At 68.9% G+C, this 23,074-nt stretch carries 24 protein-coding genes and 1 pseudogene; 16 read left to right on the top strand and 9 right to left on the bottom strand.

All coding sequences use genetic code 11. The features are described 5' to 3' along the window. Window positions 1-14: 14 nt before the first annotated feature. Window positions 15-464, top strand: a complete 450-nt coding sequence (lwrS, locus tag K6T50_RS07090; RefSeq protein WP_222608690.1) for an LWR-salt protein — start codon at window positions 15-17, stop codon at window positions 462-464. A 129-nt stretch (window positions 465-593) separates the two neighbouring features. Then, complete coding sequence (locus tag K6T50_RS07085; RefSeq protein WP_222608689.1) at window positions 594-1,349, top strand: HAD family hydrolase; 756 nt, start codon at window positions 594-596, stop codon at window positions 1,347-1,349. Window positions 1,350-1,437: 88 nt separating this feature from the next. Here the strand turns inward: K6T50_RS07085 and K6T50_RS07080 are convergent, their stop codons facing one another. Next, window positions 1,438-3,249, bottom strand: a complete 1,812-nt coding sequence (locus tag K6T50_RS07080; protein WP_222608688.1) for a Rieske (2Fe-2S) protein — start codon at window positions 3,247-3,249, stop codon at window positions 1,438-1,440. Window positions 3,250-3,371: 122 nt separating this feature from the next. Here K6T50_RS07080 and K6T50_RS07075 point away from each other — a divergent pair, with 122 nt between their 5' ends. Further along, window positions 3,372-3,641, top strand: a complete 270-nt coding sequence (locus K6T50_RS07075; protein ID WP_222608687.1) for an AbrB/MazE/SpoVT family DNA-binding domain-containing protein — start codon at window positions 3,372-3,374, stop codon at window positions 3,639-3,641. Beyond that, entirely contained in the window at window positions 3,638-4,099 is a 462-nt protein-coding gene (locus K6T50_RS07070) for a type II toxin-antitoxin system VapC family toxin (RefSeq protein WP_222608686.1), read from the top strand. Before K6T50_RS07075 ends, K6T50_RS07070 begins: the two co-directional genes overlap by 4 nt. An 82-nt stretch (window positions 4,100-4,181) precedes the next feature. Here K6T50_RS07070 and carA read toward each other — a convergent pair whose 3' ends face one another. Then, entirely contained in the window at window positions 4,182-5,249 is a 1,068-nt protein-coding gene (carA, locus tag K6T50_RS07065) for a glutamine-hydrolyzing carbamoyl-phosphate synthase small subunit (RefSeq protein ID WP_222608685.1), read from the bottom strand. A gap of 97 nt (window positions 5,250-5,346) precedes the next feature. On the opposite strand from carA, the gene K6T50_RS07060 reads away from it, so the two are divergent. The 4 genes from K6T50_RS07060 to K6T50_RS07045 all read left to right on the top strand — a co-directional run bounded on the left by K6T50_RS07060 (window position 5,347) and on the right by K6T50_RS07045 (window position 7,912). After that, on the top strand, window positions 5,347-5,760 hold the full coding sequence (locus tag K6T50_RS07060; RefSeq protein WP_222608684.1) for an Lrp/AsnC family transcriptional regulator: 414 nt from the start codon (window positions 5,347-5,349) through the stop codon (window positions 5,758-5,760). Window positions 5,761-6,097: 337 nt separating this feature from the next. After that, the gene (locus tag K6T50_RS07055) at window positions 6,098-6,691 is read left to right on the top strand and encodes an NUDIX hydrolase (protein WP_222608683.1); all 594 of its coding nucleotides are present in this window, start codon (window positions 6,098-6,100) and stop codon (window positions 6,689-6,691) included. A 19-nt stretch (window positions 6,692-6,710) separates the two neighbouring features. Continuing rightward, on the top strand, window positions 6,711-7,157 hold the full coding sequence (locus tag K6T50_RS07050) for a desampylase (protein ID WP_222608682.1): 447 nt from the start codon (window positions 6,711-6,713) through the stop codon (window positions 7,155-7,157). A gap of 23 nt (window positions 7,158-7,180) precedes the next feature. Beyond that, window positions 7,181-7,912, top strand: coding sequence for an SDR family NAD(P)-dependent oxidoreductase (locus K6T50_RS07045; protein ID WP_222608681.1), 732 nt, complete (start codon window positions 7,181-7,183; stop codon window positions 7,910-7,912). Window positions 7,913-7,939: 27 nt separating this feature from the next. Here K6T50_RS07045 and K6T50_RS07040 read toward each other — a convergent pair whose 3' ends face one another. Beyond that, entirely contained in the window at window positions 7,940-8,347 is a 408-nt protein-coding gene (locus tag K6T50_RS07040; protein ID WP_222608680.1) for a hypothetical protein, read from the bottom strand. 130 nt (window positions 8,348-8,477) lie between these two features. On the opposite strand from K6T50_RS07040, the gene K6T50_RS07035 reads away from it, so the two are divergent. From K6T50_RS07035 to K6T50_RS07020, 4 genes are all read left to right on the top strand, one after another. Further along, window positions 8,478-8,855, top strand: a complete 378-nt coding sequence (locus K6T50_RS07035) for a translation initiation factor IF-5A (RefSeq protein WP_222608679.1) — start codon at window positions 8,478-8,480, stop codon at window positions 8,853-8,855. 4 nt (window positions 8,856-8,859) lie between these two features. After that, window positions 8,860-9,714 carry an agmatinase gene (speB, locus tag K6T50_RS07030; protein WP_222608678.1) on the top strand — a complete coding sequence of 285 codons (855 nt, stop codon included), beginning with the start codon at window positions 8,860-8,862 and terminating at the stop codon, window positions 9,712-9,714. Between the two features lie 76 nt (window positions 9,715-9,790). Beyond that, a complete protein-coding gene (locus K6T50_RS07025; protein ID WP_222608677.1) occupies window positions 9,791-10,558 on the top strand; it encodes a Nif3-like dinuclear metal center hexameric protein in 768 nt (255 codons plus the stop codon). Window positions 10,559-10,654: 96 nt separating this feature from the next. Next, window positions 10,655-11,704: a deoxyhypusine synthase gene (locus tag K6T50_RS07020; protein ID WP_222608676.1), complete on the top strand. Its 1,050-nt coding sequence runs from the start codon at window positions 10,655-10,657 to the stop codon at window positions 11,702-11,704. Between the two features lie 234 nt (window positions 11,705-11,938). Here K6T50_RS07020 and K6T50_RS07015 read toward each other — a convergent pair whose 3' ends face one another. After that, a complete protein-coding gene (locus tag K6T50_RS07015; RefSeq protein ID WP_222608675.1) occupies window positions 11,939-13,198 on the bottom strand; it encodes a carboxylate--amine ligase in 1,260 nt (419 codons plus the stop codon). 148 nt (window positions 13,199-13,346) lie between these two features. Further along, window positions 13,347-15,053, bottom strand: a complete 1,707-nt coding sequence (locus K6T50_RS07010) for a spermidine synthase (protein ID WP_222608674.1) — start codon at window positions 15,051-15,053, stop codon at window positions 13,347-13,349. A gap of 326 nt (window positions 15,054-15,379) precedes the next feature. Here K6T50_RS07010 and K6T50_RS07005 point away from each other — a divergent pair, with 326 nt between their 5' ends. Both K6T50_RS07005 and K6T50_RS07000 read left to right on the top strand, forming a co-directional pair. Beyond that, complete coding sequence (locus K6T50_RS07005; RefSeq protein WP_222608848.1) at window positions 15,380-15,631, top strand: hypothetical protein; 252 nt, start codon at window positions 15,380-15,382, stop codon at window positions 15,629-15,631. A 62-nt stretch (window positions 15,632-15,693) separates the two neighbouring features. Next, a pseudogene (locus K6T50_RS07000) lies at window positions 15,694-16,097 on the top strand (PIN domain-containing protein). Window positions 16,098-16,597: 500 nt separating this feature from the next. Here the strand turns inward: K6T50_RS07000 and K6T50_RS06995 are convergent. Beyond that, window positions 16,598-17,599 carry a DUF7972 family membrane protein gene (locus tag K6T50_RS06995; RefSeq protein WP_222608673.1) on the bottom strand — a complete coding sequence of 334 codons (1,002 nt, stop codon included), beginning with the start codon at window positions 17,597-17,599 and terminating at the stop codon, window positions 16,598-16,600. A 417-nt stretch (window positions 17,600-18,016) separates the two neighbouring features. On the opposite strand from K6T50_RS06995, the gene K6T50_RS06990 reads away from it, so the two are divergent. Then, complete coding sequence (locus K6T50_RS06990) at window positions 18,017-18,211, top strand: cold-shock protein (protein ID WP_073307266.1); 195 nt, start codon at window positions 18,017-18,019, stop codon at window positions 18,209-18,211. Window positions 18,212-18,422: 211 nt separating this feature from the next. Here K6T50_RS06990 and K6T50_RS06985 read toward each other — a convergent pair whose 3' ends face one another. The 3 genes from K6T50_RS06985 to K6T50_RS06975 all read right to left on the bottom strand — a co-directional run bounded on the left by K6T50_RS06985 (window position 18,423) and on the right by K6T50_RS06975 (window position 22,190). Continuing rightward, on the bottom strand, window positions 18,423-19,292 hold the full coding sequence (locus tag K6T50_RS06985) for a DUF4397 domain-containing protein (RefSeq protein ID WP_222608672.1): 870 nt from the start codon (window positions 19,290-19,292) through the stop codon (window positions 18,423-18,425). A gap of 265 nt (window positions 19,293-19,557) precedes the next feature. Continuing rightward, window positions 19,558-20,706 carry a DUF4397 domain-containing protein gene (locus K6T50_RS06980; protein WP_222608671.1) on the bottom strand — a complete coding sequence of 383 codons (1,149 nt, stop codon included), beginning with the start codon at window positions 20,704-20,706 and terminating at the stop codon, window positions 19,558-19,560. Between the two features lie 284 nt (window positions 20,707-20,990). Next, window positions 20,991-22,190, bottom strand: coding sequence for a redox-regulated ATPase YchF (locus tag K6T50_RS06975; protein WP_222608670.1), 1,200 nt, complete (start codon window positions 22,188-22,190; stop codon window positions 20,991-20,993). Window positions 22,191-22,417: 227 nt separating this feature from the next. Here K6T50_RS06975 and K6T50_RS06970 point away from each other — a divergent pair, with 227 nt between their 5' ends. Beyond that, on the top strand, window positions 22,418-23,029 hold the full coding sequence (locus K6T50_RS06970; protein WP_222608669.1) for a translation initiation factor IF-2 subunit beta: 612 nt from the start codon (window positions 22,418-22,420) through the stop codon (window positions 23,027-23,029). Window positions 23,030-23,074 lie beyond the last annotated feature (45 nt).

Below are 23,074 nucleotides of genomic sequence, written 5' to 3'. Positions count from 1 at the left end.
CCGGGGCGGAGGCCGTGGACGCGTCGTACGTCTTCCGGGTGCGCTTCACGCTCTCGCCGCGGCGCGCGCGGATCGACCCGGACGCCTTCGAGACGGTGCTTCGGATCCCCGCGCCGCCGCCGGGCGAGGAGGGATGGCTGCTGTTTCGGGACACGCTGTGGCGCGGCGAGGCGAACGACGACGAGCACGCGCGACGGCTCTGTGGCGACCGGCTCCCGGAGGGCGTCGAGGTGCTGTCCGCGACGTTCGCGGAGTTCGAGACCGACGAGGCGTACCTCGCGGCGCTGCGCGAGGCCGTCGGCGACGACCTCGCGGCGTTTCGCGCCGACTCGGTGCGGGAGGCGCTGCACAAGTACTTCGGCTCCTCGATCCGCGTCGACGCGGACGGCGACCCGGCAACCGAGAGGTCCGGGGAGAGAGACGGGGAGTCCAGGAGAGATGACGAGGAGACAGAGGAGGGCTAACGCCGTCCCCGGCACCTGTCCGCGATTCCGACCGGAGATCCGGCCGCCCGAAGCGGGGTAGGCGGCGACAAACGCCGTTGGTAGGGGGCGAAGATATAACAGCGGGAACGACCTATCCGAAACTCCGCGATGGTCCCCGACACGTACGACTTCTGGCTGTTCGACCTCGACGGCACGCTCGTCGACGCCGAGTGGTCGTACACCCGCGAGGTGTTCGACCGGGTCGGATCCCGCATCGACTACGACTTCTCCGACCGGCAGGCCGAGGTGCTGTGGCACGGCCTGACCGGCGCGCGCGACCCTCTCCTGCGCGAATGGGGGCTCGAGCCCGCGGAGTTCTGGCCGGCGTTTCACGCCGTCGAGGACCCGCAGGCGCGCGCCGACGCGACGTACCTCCACGACGACGCCGCGCGCCTGCTCGGCGATCTCCACGAGCGGGACGTGCCGCTGGGGCTCGTCACCCACTGCGCCGAGTTCCTGGCGCGCCCGGTCACCGACCGGCTCGGGCTGACCGACCGCTTCGATACGTTCCTCGCGTGTTCCGACGAGACCGGGTGGAAACCCGCCCCCGACCCCCTCCACGCCGCGATGAACGACATCGGCGTCGACCCGACGGCCCAGCGGGGCGTCTACCTCGGCGACGGTGCCAGCGACGTGGGCGCCGCCTGGAACGCCGGCCTCGACGCCGTCCACGTCGAACGCCACGGGCACGAGGAGCGCGGGCGCTGCGTCCGGGCGGACCACCGGGTGTGGAGCTTCGACGACCTGCCGCGAACGGGCTCGGCCGGCGCCGCGGGCACCGCTGGACCCGCCTCGGGCGTCGCGTGGGGAACGGGACTCACCCGCGCCGACGGGTCCGGCTTCGACGGCGACCGAACGGACTGATCCGGCGCGTCGCCGAGCATCCGGTCGGTCCACCGGGTCGCCCCCGAGTCTCCGGCCGGTCAAACCGGGTCGAGCCCCGAGGCCTCGGTCAGTCGTCCGCGCTCGCCTCGGGGCTCGACTCGTCCGCGCCGGCGTCGCCGTCCGCGTCGCCGTGGACCCGCTCGCCGCGCAGCAGCCGCGCGGCGATGGAGAACGTCTGCTCGCGCGAGCGGCGCGTCGGGTAGTGCGCGGCCATGTAGCGCGCGGCGGCCACGAGACAGTCCCGGCGCTCCTCCGGGTCCTCCCGTGCGTCGAACTGCCGGCAGGCGGCCTCGTACGCCTGGAAGGTGTGGAAGCCGGTGTCCTCGACCAGCAGCGCGTTCCCCAGCTCGGCCTTCAGGCGGTCGGGGTCGCCGCCGGCGGCGAGGTAGTCGGCGACCGCGTCGCCGGCCCGTTGCACCTTCCCCTGCTGCTCGAATGCCCCCCGGAGCGACTCTAACGCGGCATCCGGATCGGCGTCGGGGTCGCCCGTCGCCTCCGGCGCCGGCGGCGTGTTGAGGAACCGGTCGAGGTAGACGTTCACCGCGGCGTCGAACACGCCGCGATACAGCGCGGTCGCGTCCGTCCGCTCGGCCGCCCGGTGGACCGCGTTCGCGAAGGTGAACGTGTGATGGACCGTGTTCCAGTCGTTGAACTCGTTGCTCGTGGCGAACAGCGCCACGCGCTTTGCGGCCGCGAACGACACCGCGCTCGCGAGCTGCTCGACGGTCGCCCCGTTCTCGATCGCTCCCTCCACCGCGTCGAACACCGTCTCGGGGTCGGCCGCGTGCAGGCGCTCGGTGAAGTCGTCGGGCTCGGTCCACGTCTCCCCCTCGCCGGCGGCGACGAGGTCGTCGAGGCGGGCGAACGACTCCTCGCACATCGCCGCGAGGTCGTCGGGCTGGCGCCACGAGGAGGTCTCCTCGGCGCGGTCGGCGGTCGCGAGCCCCCGCACGAGCGACGAGAGGACCTCGGCGGTGCGCTCCTCGTCGTCCCAGCCGACCAGGTCCAGCGCCTCGGTCGCCTTGTTCACGTAGTCGAACGTGTGGCCCGTGTCGAGATAGCGGTGGTCCGTCGCCGCGACGACGAGCAGCTCGGTCAGCTTCTCCGGGCCGTAGCCGGCGGCGACGGCGGTGCGCAGCACGCGCTCGGCGCCGTCGGCGTCGCGCACCTCGACGTTCTCGCGGAACCACGACCGCAGGCGCTCGAAGGGCACATCCGTCGCCGCGAACGCCTCCTGCTCGAACTTCGGCGCCTCGCCGTCGCAGTCGCCGGCGACCTCCGTGAGCCCCTGGTACAGCGCGCGCTTGCGGTCCTGCTCGTCCAGATCGGAGAGTCGGTTCGCCAGCGCGACGAGGATGGTGAGCCCGGAGCTCCACCCGTCGGCGCGGTTGCGCACGCCGAAGGTGACGCCGCGCTCGACGACCTCGGCCGGGTCGACGCCCGCGTCGACGAGCGCGACCGCCGACTTCGCCAGCACGAGCCGGAGGTTCTGTTCGAGGCCGTCGTCGAGGCGCTCGCGCCAGTGGATCGCCGGCGGGTCCGAGCGCCGCGGCGCCGGCGAGACGTACACCGTCCCCTCCCGGATCTCGGTCGGATAGGTGTCGACGTCGTCGGCCCATGGGTCGAACGTGTCGCCGCAGGAGAGCTCGAAGCGGGCGTGGTGCCAGTGACAGGTGAGCACGCCCTCGTCGACGCTGCCCTCCGTCAGGGGAAAGCCCATGTGCGGACAGCGGTTGTTCACCGCCCGTACCTCGCCCTCGTGGTAGAACAACGCGATCGGCGTCCCGTCGACGGCCGTCAGCGCGCGCCCCTCGGCTCGGAGCTCGTCGAGGTCGACCGCCTCGCTGTACCCGTCGGGTTCCGTGTCATCGACTGCCATACTCGCCGAGACGACACGAACGGGGAAGTAGCTTCTCGGAAGTGGAGTTTTGTATTCTGTCTGTCACTATTACCCCAATGACTATTGTGATTCGATTGGTTTGATCGAATTGTGGTGATTGAATGAGTCTGAACGATGTAGTCGACGAGGCGACGAACGGCGAGGCGTACGGAACGGCGACGTTGAACGAGCGCGGGCGGTTGACGATCCCGAAACGCCTCCGTGACGAACTCAACCTGGAGGACGGGACCGAGTTCACCGTCGTTCGCGAGAACGGGGACATTCGGCTCGTCCGGAACCTCCCCGACCTCGACACCCTGACTCGGGGCAGCGATTGGGGTCCGGAAGCGTTCCGCGATGCCGGGTCGGGCACGTTTGGGGGTCGCCAGTGAGCGGCCGTCGGCTGCTCGCGGACGTTAACGCTCTCGCGATCCAGTTGGTCGACGACCATCCCGGACACCGCTACGTGGCCGATACGCTCGTTCCCGCCCTCTCCGGTACGGACACACTGATCACGTTCGGCTATCTCCCGCTCCGAGTTCAGTGGATTCTGGAGGACCTGGGGTTCGACACCGTCGACGCTCGCAACGCGGTCTCCTCGCTTCTCGAGTACCCGATGGAGTTCGCGAACGCCGACGCCGACACGATCCGGCTCGCGTACGAACTGAGCGCCGAAAAGAACCACGACGTGTACGACTGTTTCTACCTCGCGCTGGCACGCGAGAGGGATGCAGACGAACTCGTCACCACCGACAGGGACTTCGAGCGGCTCTGTTCCGAAGAGCCGGTGTCGTACCGGAACCCAGTACCCGAGGACGTGTTACAGCAGTTCGCGACCGCGAACAAGTAGATCGCCCAGTCGTTCCGCCCGCGATGGAACGGCGCCTCGAATGCGCCACGGTTCTCGGGCGTCCCACTTGCTCGACCGAGCGTCAGTCCGCCGTAACCGGCGTCCGCGACCCGCCCTCGGCCATCTCGAGCACCTCGTCGAAGAAGCCCAGCGAGTCGTGCGGGCCGGGGTTCGCCTCGGGATGGTACTGCCGGGTGATGACCGCGCACTCGTCGCTTTTGAGCCCCTCGGCGGTGTCGTCGTTGACGTTCAACTGCGTCACCTCCAAGTCGCCGGGGTCGGCGACGGAGTAGCCGTGGTTCTGGGTCGTCATGACGACCTGTCCCGTCTCCACGTCGCGCACGGGCTGGTTGACGCCGTGGTGGCCGAAGGCCATCTTCTCGGTGTCGCCGCCGAACGCGCGGGCGACGATCTGCTGGCCGAGACAGATGCCCGCCAGCGGGACCTCGCCGGCGAACTCCTCGACGAGCGCCTGCGCGGACTCGAAGTTCGCGGGGTCGCCGGGGCCGTTCGAGACGAACAGCACGTCCGGGTCCAGCTCCGCGACCGTCTCGGCGTCCACGTCGTACGGCAGCACGTGCACGTCGGCGCCGCGCTCGGTCAGCGAGGAGGGGATGGAGCCCTTCATGCCGCAGTCGACGAGCGCCACGTCGTACTCGCCGTCGCCCTCGACGGTGTACGGCTCGTCCGTCGACACCTGCTTGCCGATATCGAGGTGGTCGGACATCTCGACGCACTGCTCCAGCTCCTCCTTCGCGGCCTCGGGGGTCGCGTCCGGTCCGGCGGCGATGCCGCAGGCCATCGCGCCCTCCTCGCGCACGCTCGTGACGATGTCGCGGGTGTCGAGGTGGTCGACCGCGGGCACGCCCTCGGACTCGAGCCACTCGGCCACGTCGTCGGTGAACTCGCGGGCGATCGCGGCGTTCGGGTGGACGCGATCGGACTCGAATCGCTCCGCTCGGACGCCGTAGTTTCCGATCAACGGGTAGGAGAACGTGAGGACCTGCTCCTCGTAGGAGGGGTCCGTGAGCGACTCCTCGTACCCGGTGTACGCGGTCGTGAACACCAGTTCACCACGTGTCCGGCCCGGCGCGCGGGCGCGTGCCTCGAAGACACGGCCGTCGGCCAGGGCGACGTAGGCGTCCGCCATTACGAGATACACATCATCGGACGGCACATAAGTGCGTCGTTCGAAGATTCGTTACGAAATTCGTAACCACTATGCGCCACCTCCGGCAAGGGCGTGCATGGACGACCTGGACCGGCGCATCCTCAACCTCCTGCGACGGGACGCGCGGACGCCGTACACGGAGATCGCCGAGGAGGTCGGCACGAGCGAGGGGACGGTGCGAAACCGGGTGGACCGGATGACCAGCGAGGGCGTCATCGAGCGCTTCACCGTCACCACGCGCACGGGGAACGTGAAGGCGATGGTGGAGATCAGCGTCGACATGAACGTCAACACCAGCGCCGTTTCCGAGCGGCTGGCCGACTGGGAGGAGGTCGACTTCGTCTGGCAGGTTTCGGGTCAGGAGGACATCGTGCTCATCGTCGACTGCGTGGACACCCGCGCGGTGAACGAGCTCATCACGCGCGCCCGCGAGCTCGACGAGATCGAGGGGACGAAGACGCGGCTCATTCTGGACGAGCGGCTCGGGTAGGTCGCCGCCGTCGGGTCCGGTCCCGCACAGCCCGGTGCGGTTCGTGCACACCGTGGGAGGGGCGGCGACGCTGGACGGAGACTCCGCCGGGTGGGACTGAAAGGGGCCGAGCGTCTGCGGGAAGCTCGGGACCGCAAGCACCGGAGCGACCGGAGGGAGCGAGGAGCGCAGCGCGTTCCGCGCGACCGCAGACGCTCGGGGGCTTTCGCGGTGTGGTCCGTCGTCGCTGTCGCGGTTTCGGCGATCGCCGCCTCGATTTCCACCACTCCCGACGAACCGGATCCCACACCGAACCGACACCGAAGCGGTCATGGTGCGCCCTCACGCAGAACGCGCCATGAGCACAGAGGACGCCGGCGCGAGCGACGCCGCGGCGACCGCGAACGAGGAGCCGGAACACGAGAACGCCCTCCAGGACGTGATCGCCGTCGACGGCGACGACACCCCGCAGGGGACCGTGAACCGGCTGGACGCCCACACCGGGGACGGCATCCGCCACCGGGCGTTCACCTGCCTCGTCTTCGACTCGAACGGCCGCCTTCTCCTGGGCCAACGCGCGCCCGGAAAGCGCCTGTGGGGCACCTACTGGGACGGCACGGTCGCATCCCACCCCGTCGAGGGCCAGACGCAGAAGGAGGCCACCCGCGAGCGACTGGAGGAGGAACTCGGCATCACCCCCGACCAGTACGACGAGGTGACCCTCACCGACCGCTTCGAGTACAAGCGCTACTTCGAGAACGCGGGGCTGGAGTGGGAGGTGTGTGCCGTCCTGAAGGTCACGCTGGAGGACGACGCGCTCGACCCCGACGAGGAGGAGATCGCGGGCCTGCTGTGGGTCGACTACGAACACCTCCACGAGCACCCCGAGTGGTACCGCCAACTCCGTCTATGCCCGTGGTTCGAGATCGCCATGCGGCGCGACTTCGAGTAACCCGGCGACGCCCGCTCCCGTGACCGCCGACCGCCTCCTGCTCCCGGCCGACGTGCGCGACACCCTGCACGAGCGCCGCGTCGCCGGCGCGCCCGCCGAAGTGTGCGGGATCCTCCTCGGCGACCGCGCGGGCGACGCTGACGCGGAACGCGAGGAGCAAGACGCGGGCACGGCCGACCGCGTCGCCGAGGCGGTCCCCGTCGACAACGTCGCCGCCGACCCCGAGCGCCGCTACGAGCTCGACCCCGCGGAGACGGTCGCCGTGATCGAGGACGCCGAGGCCCGCGACCGCGACGTGGTCGGTTTCTACCACAGCCATCCCCGCGGCCCGGCCGCGCCCTCCGACACCGACCGCGATCGCGCGACGTGGACGGGCTACGTCTACGCGATCGTCGCCCCCGAGGCGGTCGTCGCGTACCGCTGGACCGGCGAGTCGTTCCGGCGGCTCCGGGTCGAAACGCCGTAATGTCCCGGCTCCCAACGCCGGGTATGACCGACAGCGACGCCGACGCGGGCACGCCCGCCGCCGAGCCGGACCTGTACGACGACCTCTCGGGGCAGGCCGCGCTCGTCACGGGCGCCAACCGCGGCATCGGCGCCGAGATCGCGAGCAACCTCGCCGAGCTGGGCGCGACCGTCTACGCGGGCGTGCGCAGCGTCACCTACGACCTCCCCGAGGAGTACGAGCGCGTGACACTCGACGTGAGCCAGGAGGGCGACATCCAGGACGCGCTGAACCGGATCGGCGAGTCCGAGGACGGGCTCGACATCCTCGTCAACAACGCCGGCGTCGGTCACTTCGGGGAGCCGCTACACGAGGAGCAGACGCACCACATCGACCACTCCATCTCGGTGAACCTCCGCGGCCCCATGCTGCTGTGCAAGTACGCGCTCCCGCCGATGTTGAACACCGACTCCCCGCGGATCGTCAACGTCTCCTCGGGGATGGGCGCGCTCGGCGAGGAGCAGTCCGGCGGGTCGCCGGCCTACCGCGTGACGAAGACTGGCCTCAACGGGCTCACGAAGTACCTCCACGGCGAGTACGCCGACGAGGGGCTGATCGCCAATTCGGCGTGTCCCGGCTGGGCCCACACCGAGATGGGCGGCGAGGAGGCGCCGCGGACGCCCGCCGAGGGCGCGGCGACGCCGACGTGGCTCGCGCGCTTTCGCGACGGTCCCGGCGGGCGGTTCTGGCGGAACCGCGAGGTCATCGACTGGTGACGGCGTAGCCAGCGACGATGCTGTGCCTTACAACGGGAGCAGATCGCGGAACTCCCGTGTCTCCCCGTCCATGACGCCGTAGGCGGTGACGCGACGGCCGTTGTGCGAGAAGGCGGCGTACCGCGGGCTGCGAACGCCGACGATCCGGTCGATCGGGATCGAGACGTAGTCGTAGCCGTCGGTGCCGGCCTGGTCGAAGCCGACGACCCACGGCCAGTCCTCGATGACGAACGCCGCCGCGAGCACCACCGGATCCCCGTCCTCGTAGTACACCTTCGCCATCGGCGTCTCGTCGTCGGGCGACGTGTCGGAGGCCGCCGCGCTCGCCTCGCCGATCGTTCCCGGGACGGCCTCGCTGTCGTCCCTGGCGGTCTCGTCGCCGTCTTCGGGTCGGGTTCGTCCGTCGCGGGTCGGCCTCCCCGTGTCGTCGGTCATAGGATCCCGTTCGCCGTGACGGGAGATAATCACGTAGTGAGCCGTGCTCACTCGGCGCAGCGCGTGACGGATCTCCCGCGCCTCCGGCGCTATCAAACCGTTTATACCGGTCCGACGGGAACCGCGTGGTATGCCGAGAGAGCAGAAGCAGGTCCGCGAGCTGCAAGAGGGGAGCTACGTGATGATGGAGGACTCCCCCTGCAAGATCAACGCCTACAGCACCGCGAAGCCCGGCAAGCACGGGAGCGCGAAGGCCCGGATCGAGGGCAAGGGCGTGTTCGACGACAAGAAGCGATCGCTCTCCCAGCCCGTCGACGCGAAGGTGTGGGTGCCGATCATCCAGCGCAAGCAGGGCCAGGTCGTCTCCGTCTCCGGCAACGACGCCCAGGTCATGGACCTCGACACCTACGAGACGTTCACGATGCGCGTACCCGAGGACGAGGACTTCACGCCCGACCAGAACATCGAGTACCTCGAGTACGAGGGACAGCGGAAGGTCGTCGGATAGTCCCATGCGCTTCCCCGGCGCGAACGCCGATCGCGACGAGGCGGCGTACGTCCTCACGGGCGCGCCGCTCGACGCGACGACGACGTTCCAGCCGGGGACCCGCTTCGGACCCGAGCGGGTCCGCAAGTTCGCCGCGACCTACGACGACTACGACCGACGGACGGATTCGTTCTTCTCCGATCTCCGCGTCCACGACGCGGGCGACGTGCCCGCGTGGGACGCACTCGACGAGTACCTCGATCACCTGACCGCCGAGCTGCGCGCGGCCGTCATCGACGACGCCGTCCCGTTCCTCCTGGGCGGCGAACACACCGTCACTTGGGCGGGGGTGCGCGCCAGCGACCCCGACGTGCTCGTCACGGTCGACGCACACCTCGATCTGCGCGACGCCTACGACGGCAACCCGCTGAGCCACGCGTGTGTCGTCCGACGGTGTCTCGACGGATACGAGAGCGACGAGAGCTCGGGAGGCGACCACCCAACCGTCGACGAGGTGGTCGTGCTCGGCGCGCGCACCGGCTCCCCCGAGGAGTGGGAGCGCGCCGACGCCCCCGACGTGACCGTCGTCGCGCCCGAGGACGTGACCGACTGGGTCCGCGAGTTCGACGGCTTCGGCGGCCGTGAGGCGTACCTCTCGATCGACATCGACGGCGCCGATCCCGGTTTCGCGCCGGGCACGGGCACGATGGAGCCGTTCGGCCTCTCGCCCCGCGAGATCCGCGACGCCGTGCGGGCGGTGGCACCCCACTGCGTCGGGATCGACGCCGTCGAGGTGAACGACCGCGACGACGGCCAGGCGGCGGCGCTGGCCGGGAAGCTCCTGCGCGAGGCGGTGTACTCGCACGCGGACGCGCGCTGACGTCTTCTCGCCGTTCCGAACCGATCCACGTCGCCGACGCGGTGGCTACAAGCGGCCCCCGCCCGTCCGCCCGGGCATGGAGCGTTCGGAGTTCGTCGACCGACTCGACGCGGAACTGGACACCGACGCGTACGCCGATCTCGACGCCTCCCCCAACGGCCTGCAGGTCGGCTCGCGCGCCGGCGAGGTGGAGACCGTCGCGTTCGCCGTCGACGCCGTCGAGGCGACCGCCGCGGCCGCCGTCGACACCGGCGCCGACGCGCTCGTGACCCACCACGGGATGATCTGGGGCGGCCTCGACCGCGTGACGGGTCGCGAGTACGACCGTATCGAGCCGCTCGTCGCGAACGACGTGGCGCTGTACGTCTCGCATCTCCCGCTCGACGGCCACCGGGAGCTGGGGAACGCCGCCGGCGTCGCCGACGTGCTCGACCTCGTCGACCGCGAGCCGTTCGGCGAGACGGGTCCCGAGTACGTCGGCCAGCGCGGCGTCGCCCCCGACGGCTACGCGGCCGACGAACTCGCGGGGACGCTGGAGGCGTCGCTGGCCCACGCCGGCGAGGGCGTCCAGGTGCTCGACTTCGGCCCCGACAGGATCGAGGACGTGGGGATCGTCACCGGCAGCGGGAGCGACTGGCTGCGCGAGGCCGAGGCGCTCGGCCTCGACGCGCTCGTCACCGGCGAGGGGAAGGGAAAGGTGTACCACGAGGCGCGCGAGGCGGGCGTCTCCGTGTTCCTCGCGGGCCACTACGCGACCGAGACGTTCGGCGTGCGCGCGCTGCAGTCGCTCGCCGAGGAGTGGGGGCTTGAGACGCACTACATCGACCACCCGACCGGATTGTAACTCGGCACCGGTGGCGCCGACGGCGGACCCAGCGTCGCGGCACGCTCGCCGCCGTGAACCACGCGCTTCAAGCGTCCCCCGGACGCACGCCCGACAATGAGCGACGAGGACACCGGCGGCGACGACGGCGGGAAGTGGGAGCCGCCCCAGCGCGAGGCGTTCGACCACGACCCGCTCGGACACGCGCGGGTCCGCGGCGGCATGACTGTCGCCGAGCTGGTCGAGCAGTACGGCCACGCGGGCATCGGCGCGGAGTCGGTCCACGGCGCCGCGGACGTGCTCTCGGAGATGTGGGCCGACGACGACTGCACCGTCTTCGTCTCGCTGGCGGGCGCGATGGTTCCCACCGGCATGCGGCGGATCGTCGCGGACCTCATCCGCGACGGCTACGTCGACGCGCTCGTGACGACGGGGGCGAACCTCACCCACGACGCGATCGAGGCGATCGGCGGGAAACACCATCACGGCGAGGAGCGCCAGGCGGGCAAGAGCCTCCGCGAACACGACGAGCAGCTGCGCGACGAGGAGGTCGACCGCATCTACAACGTCTATCTCCCGCAGGAGCACTTCGCGGAGTTCGAGGCGCACCTCCGCGATGAGGTGTTCCCGCCGTTGGCCGAGCGCGACGGTGCGGTCTCGATCGCCGAGTTGACCGGGGAGTTGGGCCGGGCGAACGCCGAGGTCAACGAGCGCGAGGCCGTCTCGGAGGGCCCCGGCGTCGCCGCCGCCGCCTACGAACACGACGTGCCGATCTACTGTCCGGCCGTGCAGGACTCCGTGCTCGGACTCCAGGCGTGGATGTACGCCCAGACGTCGGACCTGACGCTCGACGCGCTGGCGGACATGACGCCGCTGACGGATCTGGCGTTCGAGGCCGACACCGCGGGCTGTCTGCTGATCGGCGGCGGCGTCCCGAAGAACTTCACCCTCCAGACGATGCTCGTGACGCCGCGGGCGTACGACTACGCCGTCCAGATCACGATGGATCCGGAGGCGACCGGCGGACTCTCGGGGGCGACGCTGGAGGAGGCTCGATCGTGGGGGAAACTGGAGACGGACGCGGAGAACGCCTCCGTCTACGGGGACGCGACGGTGTTCCTCCCGCTGCTCGTCGCGGCGGCGCGCGAACGCGTCGAGGCCGAGTAGGACTGGTAGCCGCTACTCGTCGACCTGCTCCCCGCGTACGTGTCGTTCGAGTTCCGCTTCGGAGTCGAATCCCCTGCCACAGTCGTGACAGAAGACGCGGTCGGATCCGGTGAGACTCATGGGTGACAGTCACATACTCCCGGAACCGTGTTGAAAGCGACGGCTCTCGTCAATGGTTGCCATATCGTATTGAATAGCTGATGTGTACGTCGTCGTCGCCGAGGGCGGCGTCGATCAGGAGTGTGGGGGCGCGCGGTCGTCCGTGCGGGTCAGCCACGACATCCACCGCCCGTCGGCGACACGGTCGGGGAGGACCCTGCGGGCGCCGGCGACGAACGGGCCGGGGTCGTCGAGTTTGAGGTAATCGAACCGCGGTTCGCGGACGATCGAGGCACAGATCTCCCGAAGGGTGCCGGGCAACGAGGGTCGCTCGACGTGCGGGGAGTCCTCGGTCAGGACGCTCAGGAGGTAGCCGAGTTCGCCGTAGAGCATGTGCGTCCCGACTCCCACGTCGTAGCCGTCGTCGATCGCGTCCGCCCGTCCGGTCGCGGCCAGCCAGTAGTACCAGGGGAAGTCGGCGCCCGCGTGGACCGTCGACGGGAGCGACTGCCACATCCGCGGGTTGATCTCGGTCAGGACGTACTCGCCGGTCGCGGCGTCGCGCATGTACTCGATGCACGCGAGCCCGTGCCAGTCGAGCTCCGCCAGGAGCGCCCGCCCGACCTCCTCCAGCTCGGGGTCGGCGATCGACCGGCGGTAGACGCCGCCGCCGCCGGTGTAGGAGTTCCCCCGGATCTGTCGGTGCTGGAAGGTCGCGAGCGGTTCGCCGTGGTCGTACAGCCCGGTGAACATGAACTCCCCGTCCGTCCGGACGAACTCCTGGACGATGGGGTCGTGACACATCTCGGTGCGGATCCCCTCGATGTCGGGCGTCTCGCCGCGGCCGACGTGGTGGATCCCCTTCACGACGTTCGCGTCGTCCGGCCCCAGCTCGTCGAGGTACGCGTCGGTGAGGACGTTGTACCGCGATTTGATCAGTAACTCCGGGGTCCAGTCGTCGACATCGGAGAGACGGCGGGTCTCCGGAACCGGGACCCCGGCCGCCTCCGCGGCCGCCACGAGCCGGAGGCGGTCGAACACCCGCTCCAGTTGCGCCATCGACGGAACGACGAGCGACACGTGCTCGGCGAACGACGACTCGTATCGCGACAGCAGGTAGGTGTCCTCCGGTCGGACCGGGACGATCGTCCGCACGTCCTCGCGTTCGGCAAGCGCCAGGAGCGCGTCGCGATACGGCACCAACCCCTCTCGCGGCCGCGGCAGCGTGACTGCCTCGTCACAGTAGCGCGACGCCGCCGCCGGGACGTTCGGCTTCTCCGAGGCGACGACCGTCCCGACGCCCTGACGGGCGAGCGACCGGACGCACGTACATGTCGCCCCGTCGTACCCCGTCGGGATCAACGCCCGCTCGCGCTCGTCGTTCGCGGTGTCCATTCGTACTCCCCGCGTTAGCTGGCGTCCACGATTAGTATGCGGCGTGGATCCGCGAGTACGACGCGAATAACCGGATTCCCACTCACGCGGACGACCGCGTCGCCCGCCCCGTTGCCCAACCGACGCCCCACGCCCGATCCGACGTCGACTACGGTGCGGTTACTCGGTCGGGTTCGGTCGCGCGAACGCCCGATCCGCGGGGCGGCGGCTCCAGCCCCGCCGCGGGGCGTGCGTTCACCTCCCGAACGGTCGCCGGGTCGGCGGTGAGCCGCTCGGATTCCTGCCCGGGGTCGGCGGTCGACTCGCTCGCGTTCGATTCCTGGATGACGTAGCGTTGGCCGACCATCGGATCCAGCAGGCTGTCGACGGGCGCCCGGTCGTCGCGCAGGACCGGCACGTCGTCCGTCGGCGGCGCGTCGGCGTACGTCCGGATCTCCGCCTCGAGGTCGATCCCGATGTCGCGACGCTCGTTGCGCGCGAGCAGCCGCTCCTCCGAGAGTCTCGTGTCGTTCTTCGTCGCGATCAGCTCGATGTTCTGGACCACGCCGCCCCCGGCGGTCGGGAAGCCGTACACCTGCGGGAACTCCCGCGAGACGGTTCGATACTTCGCGCGGTAGAACTTCGAGGCCGGCCCTCGGGGGGCGGAGATGACGTTCGCGAAGAGGATCCCGTCGTCGTCGAGGCGGTCGTTCGCCAGCGACATGAACTCCCGCGTCGTCAGCTCGAACGGCACCTTGTCCTTCTGGTAGGCGTCGAGGACGATCAGGTCGTACGTACGGTTCGTCTCCCGCAGGAACTGCCGGCCGCCCTCGTTGTAGATGTTGAGCCGCTCGGACTCCTCGACGCGGAAGTACTCCCTCGCCGCGTCGATCACCGCGGGATCGATCTCGGCCACGTCGACGGTGACGTTCTCGTACTCGTGGACGAACCGCTTGGGGCCGGTGAAGCCGCCGCCGCCGATGAACAACACCCGATCGATCTCGTCGGGATCGTCCGCGAAGAGATACGGGAGATGGAAGTAGCGCGTGTACTCGAACACGTGTCGGTTCGGCTCCTCGATATCCATCGCGCTGTGGCGCTGCCCGCCGAGATACAGCGTCCGTGTCTCGCCGAGATCGACGACCCGCAGGCTCTGGTACGGCGTCTGTGTCTCGTACACAACCTCGCCCTGGACGCTGTAGCCGGCGGCGCCGGTCGCGGCCGACACGACGAGCAGCAGCGCGACGAAGCCGGTGACGGTCGCACGCTCGCGGCCGAACGGTCGGCCGACCGCCACCGCCGCCGCGATCGAGAGCGCGCCGAACACCAGCGCGATCTGGTCGATGCCGAGCGAGGGGATCAGGAGGTAGGTGGTCGCGAACGCGCCGACGATGCTGCCGACGGTCCCGAGCATGTACACGTGGCCCGACGCCTCGCCGAGCCCCTCCTTCGCCGACAGCTCGGCGGCGTACGGGCTGACGTACCCCAGCAGGTACGTCGGCGGGCCGAACAGCAGCGTCACCGCCGGCAGCGACGCGATCCGGCTCGGCAGCGGGAAGCCGGCGGTGGCGCGCAAGAACACGTCGCCGACGAGGATCAGCCCCGCGACGTACACCGCCGTCAGGAGGAACACCCGCGCCATCCGGTCGTTCGTCGCGCGCTCGGCGGCCAGTTTGCCCCCGCGGTGGTAGCCGTAGCTGAGCGCTGCGAGGAACACCCCGATGATCGTGCCCCAGGTGTAGATGCTGCTGCCGAACTGCGGGGCGATCATCCGCCCGGCGAGGATCTCCAGGCCCATGCTCGCGACCCCCGAGACGAACACGGCGATCTCCGGCCGGTTCAACCGGAGGGCGTCGACGGGGCGGGTCGAACTCATCATCGGTGCCACGGGTTCGAGGGGGATAACTGTTCGACGGCCGCGGCGTCGTCGCGGGAGCGGCTCGTCGGCCGGCAGGAGAAACGCACTTGCGTCGCGACGGGGTAGTGGCGGGTGGCCGATGACGAGGCGACCGCTCCGAGCCCGGGTGGCACCGGCGCGACGACGAGCCCTATGAGTGCCGAGGCCTTCGAACTCGACGGGACTGCGTTCTTCAGGGGTACCCGGACTACGGTTGGATGGACAGCGTCCCCGGACGGTTCCGAACCCGCTTCGACCGGTCGGTCGGATACGGATTTATGGGCGTCGCCGAGAGATACCACGCTATGGCCGCCGAAATTTCCGACCGGGTTCGAGCGATCGCCGAAGCCCGGGGCCTTCCCGAGTCCGAGGTGTTCGAGCGGGCTCTCGAACGAGGGCTCGGAGACCTGTGGGAAGACCTCATCCTCGCACAGTACCTCGACGGCGAGATCGACCGCGAGGAAGCCATCGAGCACGTCGGCCGGACGAAAGTGGAGCGAGCGGAGCGCGAGCGTGAGGTCGTCGAGGAAGACGTCGACTGGGGCCTGAACGCGTGACGCTTGCGGCCGTATCGGACGCGGGACCGCTCATCCACCTCGCCGAGATCGATTCGCTCGAACTGCTCGCGACGTTCGACGTACTCCTCGTTCCAGAGACGGTGTACGAGGAGGTTGACGCCGGTGGTTTCCGGACGGATTGGCCGACCTCCCGTACGACCTCGTCGAAGCCGATGAACGCCGAGTCGGCACTGAAGAACTGGACGCCGGAGAACGCGCCGCGATCGCGGTCGCTGATGAGCGGGGAATCGTTCTCCTGACCGACGACTTCGCCGCCCGAAAGGCGGCATCCGACGCGGGCGTCGAAGTACGCGGTTCTCTCGGCGTCATCGCGCTCGGTTACGGACGCGGGTTGTTCGACAGAGACGAAGCGGCATCGCGGATGCGAGCACTCCAGCGTGAGACGAGTCTCTTCGTGACCGAAGCTGTCGTCGAACGTGGCATCGAACTACTGGACGAAACTTGATTGCATGCCGATTCTCTGATGCGTAACTTCTCGGTCGCCACGCTTCACTTCCGATCCGGTTGGATGTCGTTTATCATTCAATAGAACGTCGGTTCTCCTATGTCCCATCACGCTGGTTCATCTTGGACGACGTGTCCACACTGCGAGGAGGAGCAGAAGGTTTCGGGTGGCTGGGTCACGTGTCGAAGCTGTGGAGAGCGGTTTCACGCGTGACCGGCTTGCGTCGGATTCATCGATTGCGGAACGAGCGGCCTCGATAGAGCCGCTAGACACATTCACTATGGATAGATTGTGTGTCTTGAGTGCCGAGGCCGCCGTCTTTGACGGTAGAGACGTTCTCGGAGAGAGCCGAGCTGCCACAGTAGACAGGGACGCACCAGGGTGTTCTACCCGCACGAACCGGTATCGACGCGCGAGTGCGTCGAACGGGCTCTCGATCGACCCGCCTTTCGAGAGGGAAATGGGATCGCCGAACACCGGTCCCGCACCGACGGACTGCGTCACCCGGTGTCGGATCGTTCCTCGGGCGGGACGAAGGGCCCGACCGACACGGTATGGCGAGCGATCGTGGCCGCCCGGAACACGTACGCGATGAACACGGCGAGCGGGGTGACGATGACCCCGATACCGAGACTGAACACGAGCGGCAGATACTGGGCCGGAACGGTGACGGAGTCGGGGAGGTAAATGAGCGCCATCGCGATGCTGGCAGCGAGGGCGACGAGACCGCTGTAGGCGACCACGCGGGAGAGTCGAGCGAAGTCCTGCTGGAGCGAGAGCGTCTTGAAGAACTGGCGCGTGATCGCGATGGCACCCAGCAGGTCGTCGATCGCGTCGAGTTCCGCCTCGGCCTCGTCGGAGAGACGGTCGCCGTGCTCGTTCCGGAGGTGCTCCGTCGCGGTCATGTTCTGTGCGTATTCGGTCCCCAGAACGACCTCCAGTACGTTCACGATGGCCGTCTGGCTCTCGATCTTCGCGGTGATGCTCTCCCCGTAGGCGGCGATCCCCTCGGCGTACGCTTCCACCTCGTGCGGTCGGTCGCCGCCGGAGTGTTCGAACGCCGAACCGAGGCGGTTCGCGCGCTCGGTGAGCGTCTCGGCCACCAGCTCGAGGAACTCCGCCGGGTCGTTCGGAGCGGACGATTCGCCGGCGTGGTCACGGACGCGGCGGCGGAGGTCGCGCGTGCCGCTCAACTGGTCGGACAGTTCGTTCGGGGAGCCGAACACGCGCGAGAGGACGAGCTGATTGATGGACAAGGCGATCGTCACGAGCGTCACCGTTCCGGAGATGAGTCCGCTCGCGAAGGCCGACGCTGCGGCGCTACCTGGACCGATGGCCAGAACCCCGAACTGGGCCAACGGGAAAAAGAAGGCCACGATAGCCGCGACGAGAACTCCCGACACTGCGATGCGATTGCCTCCGAGAACGAGCCAGTGCATCGCCCGTTCCACGGGCCCGTCGATGCTCCGAACCGAACTCGCCGTACTCACGTCGTCACTCATGGCTGACGGGGGTGGCCGCTATCGGAGATATCGTTGGTCGAAACACGCGTTCGTTCCCACTTCGAGATGTGGCTTCAAAGACATATCCCCATCCACGGACTCGCAAGCCGAGACGACATATCCGAACTGCGGGCTTCCCGCTCATACCACACGGCTGGACCACGGATCCGACGACAAAAACTGTGAGACACGAAACCACGGATCGGGCGGTACCGACCCACACGACCTCGATACCTCCGGATCACGGGGATCGATTCCTCGTTGTGACGGATCGGGCACCGTACTCCCACACAATCGACCATGCATGGTCGAATGACCACAGAAATCGGTTGTCGCAGAATAATTGTCCGGAAAGAAATCTATTCGGAGGACAAATGCGGAACCCTTATCCGGTCGACGGTCATTCGTTTAGTTGCAATGGCAAACGGTAAGGTTGATTTCTTCAACGACACTGGCGGCTACGGTTTCATTACGACTGAGGACTCCGACGACGACGTGTTCTTCCACATGGAGGATGTCGGCGGCGAGGATCTGACGGAAGGGACCGAGATCGAGTTCGACATCGAACAGGCCCCCAAGGGCCCGCGCGCGACGAACGTCGTCCGCGCATAATTAGGTTCACACCGTCGCCTGACGGCGACATCACTGTGATTCCGATTCTTCACCGACGCAACTGACTCCACAGCGACGCCTCCGTTCCGGTAACTTATCGGAGAACGGAAGCGTCGAGAGCGACCGGCGTGCGGCGTTCGACGGTGCCGCCGTCGCTCTCGTTCTCGTTCGTCCCGCTGTGTACTACTGAGCGCCGCGAACGGTCCGTGCGTTACTCGGGTGCCTCCGTCGGGGTCGCCTCCGGCGTCTCAGTCTCGTCCGTCGGCGTTTCCGTCTCGTTCATCGGCGTCTCCGTCTCGTTGATCTCCTCGTCCTCCTCGTTGGCGACGCTCGGGAGTGTCACCGACTTCGTCGCGTCCTCGACGAGCGAGACCTGGAACTCCGGCTCGCTGTCGTTCTCCGCCTCGAGGTAGCCGACCGCGTAGCCGGTGTACGCCGAGCCGTTCTCCAGCGACACGTCGACGGTTGTGACGACGTCCCCGTCGTTGTCGGCGGTCGCCTCACGGATCTCGAGCGTGTAGTCGCCCGCGGGGACGCTCACGTAGTCGGACACGCCCGCGTAGGAGACGTTGTCGGCGATGACGGTGTCGCTCCCCTCGACGGTGATGTCGACGGCCGGCGCGTCGGGCGAGAGGTGTGCCACCGCGACGGCCGCCTCACCCTCCGCGGGCTGGAGCGCGTCGTCGCGGATGAACAGCGGCGCGAACGGCTGGCTCGCGTTCTCGCCGATCTCGCCGCTTGCGGCGATCGTCGTCACCGACCGCGCCTCGACGCTGACGTTCGCGTCGTACACCACGTCGCCGGTTTCGGCGGCGGTGATCGTCAGCCGGTGGTCGCCGGCGGCGATCGCGAGGTAGTCGCTTGCTTCGCCGAGTTCGATTCCGCTGACGACGGTCTCGTTGTCGAGCGCCACGTCGACGGCGGGCGCGTCGGCCGAGGCGTGGACGACGCGGAGGTACGAGGTCTCCTGCGTCGACGGCCCGTCGGCCTGTAGTTGCTGTTGTTGCAACGCCGGCGCCGCGGCGGCCGGTCCGCCGAAGGTCGCCCCGCTGACGACGACGCTCCCGGCGAGAAGTATCACGAACGCTACCGCGAGTGTTTTGGTTGGTGGGTCGCGCATCGCGTTCGGGTGACACGTCGGTATGGTGGTTTGTTATGGACCGACGCGAACGAGCCGCTCGATCCGCCGGTGTTCGCCGTCGCCGTGTAACGGCGTCGTACTCTTGAGGGCCGGAACGGCGGTCGCCGGCGACGGCCGTATCGACGGCTACGGGTACGCTCGACGTTCGAGAGGAAACGAGTCGTTTCGAGGAGCGAGGGCGTCAGCCGGCGTTCCGTTTCCGGGGTCAGGCAGGGTCCTCGGTACCGGTTTCGGTGCCCGCCTCCGTGTCCGTTCCGGCGCCCGTTTCGGTGCCGGTCTCCGTTCCGACCTCGGTGCCGGTCTCCGTTCCTGTTTCCGTTCCGTTCTCCGTTCCCTCGGGCGTTCCCGGTTCCGTCTCGACGGCGCCTGCGTCGACCGTGAGCAGCACCTCGAACGGGGCGTCGGCCGCCTCGCCGTCCGGGGTCAGATACCCGGTCGCGAACGCCGAGGACACCGTTCCGCCCGTGAGCGACACGTCGACGGTCGCGACCGGTCCGTCGTCGGTCGCCGTTCCGGTGGCCGCGGATTCCGTTTCGGTTTCCGCCGATTCCGTCACCGTGTCGGCAGGCGTGCCGGTCGCGGTTTCGGTCTCCGTCTCGGTGCCGTTCTCGGTTCCCGTCTCGGTGCCGTCCTCGGTCCCGGTTTCCGTTTCGGCCCCGGCGCCCTCCGCGGCGGCGACCTCGAGGGAATACGATCCCGCGGGCACCTCCGCGTAGTCGCTGGCCTCGCCGAACGCGACGCGCTCGACGAGCGTGTCCCCGTCGGCGACGCCGACGCTGACGGGCGGCGCGTCGGGCGAGGCGTGGACCACGCGCACCGCGGCGGTGTCGTCGCCGGGCGCCTCGATGCGGTCCTCCAGCGGCGTCACCGAGAACTCCTGGTTCTGCCCGGAGACTTCGCCGAAGGCGGCGACTGTGAACGCGCCGTTGTCGAACTCGACCTCCTGCTCGAACACCGCCTCCTCCTCGCCGGCGGCGGTCACCGACACCGGGTACGTCCCCGGCTCGAGCGCGTAGTAGCCGCTCACGGAGCCGTAGGCCACGTCGGCGAGGATCTCCGACCCCGCCACGGACACGTCGACGTTCGGCGCGTCCGGCGAGAGATGCGCGATGCGGACGACCGCCATCCCCTCCTCGACCGCGCCGGCCGGGTCGTCGACTTCCTCCGGCGGCTCGGCAGTCTCGGTTTCCTCGGCCTCGGTTTCCTCCGCCGGCGTCTCCTCGTCGGTTCCCTCCTCGACCGTGCCCACCGTCCCGTCGGTCGCGTTCGTCGTGTTGTTCGTGCCCGCGCCGCAGCCGGCGAGTCCGACGCCGACCGCCGCGCCGAGCGCCGCTGTGAGCTGTCGTCGTGACACCGTTCGTCGAGTCATGCAGGCCGACACGTCCGCCGGCTGTCGCTTTGTTATGGAGCGGAGCAGAACACACACGCCGCGATTACGCGAGCGGCGTCCCCGAGCCCGAGCACGGCCGTTCGGCGTCCGCCCGTGCACACGCGTCCGCACGCGTGCGCTCGGTAAGCTCGGTCGATCCTCGATCGATCGCGGCGAACGCCGAGTAAGCCGATCGTACGCACGCTCGTCTCCTCGGCCTTCTCCCCGGCAGTCGAGCGTGCGAGGTCCGGCGGTCCGGCGGTCCGGCCTCACCCGGTCGTGACGATCTCGACCACGTCGCGGTGCTCCAGCACCGAGTCGGCGCCGACCTGGCGGCCGCTCCGGCAGTCGATCCCGTGGAGGAAGCCGTCGCCGATGTCCGAGTGGAGCGTGTACGCGAAGTCCTCGGCAGTCGCGTGGTCCGGCAGGACGAAGCAGTCGCGGAAGGGGCCCTTGCTCCAGCTACCGCTGGCGCTGCCGGGGAAGACGGCCTTCGCGTCGAGTTCGTCGAACAGCGCCGCCTCGATCACCGCCTGGACGCCGGTGCCGCCGTACTCGGCGACGAACTCGCGGATGGTCTCCAACCCCCGCGCCTGCTCGTCGCTCACGTCGCCGACGATCTCGAAGTCGTCGTCGCCGGGGGTGTAGTCGACGACCCCGGCCTCGTCGGCCTTCTTCAGCGACCCCTCCGCGTGCGCGCTGGCGGGGACGACCGTGAGGTGTTCGTACTCGGGGTCGCTCGTGATCGCCTCGTAGTTGCCGCGGGCGGCGGGCGTGTCCATCTTGTTGGCCGCGATCACCATCGGCTTCGTGCGCTTGCGGATCTCGCGGGCCAGATCGAACCGGTTCTCGTCGTCCCACGTCTCGGGGGCAAGCTCGAGATCGAGCGACAGGACGACCTGCTTGATCTCGTCTTTGTTCGTCCGGAACGCGCTCATCTGCTCGGCGAGCACCTCCTCGACGCCGACCTCGTCGCCGGGGTTCGGGCCTTGGTACATCGACTCGAACTTCTCGATGCCCTTCTCCAGGATGTCGAGGTACCACTGGTCGAGTTCGTTCTCCAGGAAGTCGATGTCCTCGCGGGGGTCGTGTCCCTCGGTCGGCTCGCCCTCGATGTCCGTCTCCCCGGAGAAGTCGACGACGTGGACGAGCACGTCCGCCTCGTTGAGGTCCGAGAGGAACTGGTTTCCGAGGCCCTTCCCCTCGTGGGCCCCGGGGATGAGGCCGGCCACGTCGACGAGCTTCACCGGGACGAACCGGGTGCCCTCGCGGCAGAAGCCGTGGTTCGGCTCGCACGTCTCCTCGAACTCCGGGGCCGGGCAGTCGACGCCGACGTACGCCTCGCCGACGCTGGGGTCGATGGTGGTGAAGGGATACGCCCCTTCGGGTACGTCGTTCATCGTCGCCGCGTTGAAGAAGCTCGATTTCCCGACGGACGGCTTGCCGACGAGACCGATCGTGTAGCTCATTACGAGCGCTGGGCCGCGCCGACTGAAACGCGTTTCTACCGGAGGGCCTCTGTGTCGCCCGTTCACATGGGATCCGGACGGGATCGCTTCGACTGGAACCCGCGATCCGGCCGTTCGACGGCTCCGACGGCGAACCGGCGCCGGGCCGTCGCAGTCTCCCGATTCCGCGGGAACCACGGCACGGACTCTCTCGGAAGCCCTATACGTGAAACTGCCCTCCAACGCCTATGAACTACGCCGACGCGCTCGACCGCGCCTACGACGAGCTGCCCGACACGCCCGCCGACGCCGGCGAGCGACTGCAGGTCCCCGACCCCGAGGGACAGACCGACGGGGCGTTCACGCGCCTGACGAACCTCTCGGACATCGCCGACGCGCTCTCGCGAGACGCCGAGCACCTCCACAGCGCCATCCAGCGCCAGCTCGGGACGAACGGCCAGTTCGAGGACGGCGTCGCCCGCTACAACGGCTCGTTCTCCATCGCGGACTTCGACGGCGCCATCGACGAGTACGTCGCCGAGTTCGTTACCTGCTCGGAGTGTGGTCTCCCCGACACGATCCTCAAGACGGAGGACGGCGTCCGGATGCTGCGCTGTCAGGCGTGTGGTGCGTTTCGCCCGGTCCAGAAGCGGTCGGCGGCGACGAGTCACGACTCCGGCCCCGACATCGAGGAGGGCAAGACGTACGAGCTGGAGATCACCGGCACCGGCCGCAAGGGCGACGGCGTCGCCGAGAAGGGGAAGTTCACGGTCTTCGTCTCCGGCGCCCAGGAGGGCCAGACGGTCCAGGCGTACGTCCACAACGTCTCGGGCAACCTCGCGTTCGCCCGCCCGACGTAACCGCGCCCGGACCGGCGCGTCGGTCGACCCGCAGTTTCAGCGCTG

This window comes from Halobaculum magnesiiphilum, assembly GCF_019823105.1.
GTDB classification, from domain to species: domain Archaea; phylum Halobacteriota; class Halobacteria; order Halobacteriales; family Haloferacaceae; genus Halobaculum; species Halobaculum magnesiiphilum.
This window is presented reverse-complemented; position numbering and strand designations above follow the sequence as displayed.

Coding starts and splice junctions, on each gene's coding strand:
- K6T50_RS07075 (WP_222608687.1), top strand. CDS start 3,372: ATGAGTCTGAACGATGTAGTCGACGAGGCGACGAACGGCGAGGCGTAC.
- K6T50_RS07045 (WP_222608681.1), top strand. CDS start 7,181: ATGACCGACAGCGACGCCGACGCGGGCACGCCCGCCGCCGAGCCGGAC.
- speB (WP_222608678.1), top strand. CDS start 8,860: ATGCGCTTCCCCGGCGCGAACGCCGATCGCGACGAGGCGGCGTACGTC.
- K6T50_RS07025 (WP_222608677.1), top strand. CDS start 9,791: ATGGAGCGTTCGGAGTTCGTCGACCGACTCGACGCGGAACTGGACACC.
- K6T50_RS07005 (WP_222608848.1), top strand. CDS start 15,380: ATGGCCGCCGAAATTTCCGACCGGGTTCGAGCGATCGCCGAAGCCCGG.
- carA (WP_222608685.1), bottom strand. CDS start 5,249: ATGGCGGACGCCTACGTCGCCCTGGCCGACGGCCGTGTCTTCGAGGCA.
- K6T50_RS07035 (WP_222608679.1), top strand. CDS start 8,478: ATGCCGAGAGAGCAGAAGCAGGTCCGCGAGCTGCAAGAGGGGAGCTAC.
- K6T50_RS06995 (WP_222608673.1), bottom strand. CDS start 17,599: ATGAGTGACGACGTGAGTACGGCGAGTTCGGTTCGGAGCATCGACGGG.
- K6T50_RS07020 (WP_222608676.1), top strand. CDS start 10,655: ATGAGCGACGAGGACACCGGCGGCGACGACGGCGGGAAGTGGGAGCCG.
- K6T50_RS06990 (WP_073307266.1), top strand. CDS start 18,017: ATGGCAAACGGTAAGGTTGATTTCTTCAACGACACTGGCGGCTACGGT.
- K6T50_RS07015 (WP_222608675.1), bottom strand. CDS start 13,198: ATGGACACCGCGAACGACGAGCGCGAGCGGGCGTTGATCCCGACGGGG.
- K6T50_RS06975 (WP_222608670.1), bottom strand. CDS start 22,190: ATGAGCTACACGATCGGTCTCGTCGGCAAGCCGTCCGTCGGGAAATCG.
- K6T50_RS07055 (WP_222608683.1), top strand. CDS start 6,098: ATGAGCACAGAGGACGCCGGCGCGAGCGACGCCGCGGCGACCGCGAAC.
- K6T50_RS07040 (WP_222608680.1), bottom strand. CDS start 8,347: ATGACCGACGACACGGGGAGGCCGACCCGCGACGGACGAACCCGACCC.
- K6T50_RS07010 (WP_222608674.1), bottom strand. CDS start 15,053: ATGAGTTCGACCCGCCCCGTCGACGCCCTCCGGTTGAACCGGCCGGAG.
- K6T50_RS06970 (WP_222608669.1), top strand. CDS start 22,418: ATGAACTACGCCGACGCGCTCGACCGCGCCTACGACGAGCTGCCCGAC.
- K6T50_RS07060 (WP_222608684.1), top strand. CDS start 5,347: ATGGACGACCTGGACCGGCGCATCCTCAACCTCCTGCGACGGGACGCG.
- K6T50_RS07080 (WP_222608688.1), bottom strand. CDS start 3,249: ATGGCAGTCGATGACACGGAACCCGACGGGTACAGCGAGGCGGTCGAC.
- K6T50_RS07085 (WP_222608689.1), top strand. CDS start 594: ATGGTCCCCGACACGTACGACTTCTGGCTGTTCGACCTCGACGGCACG.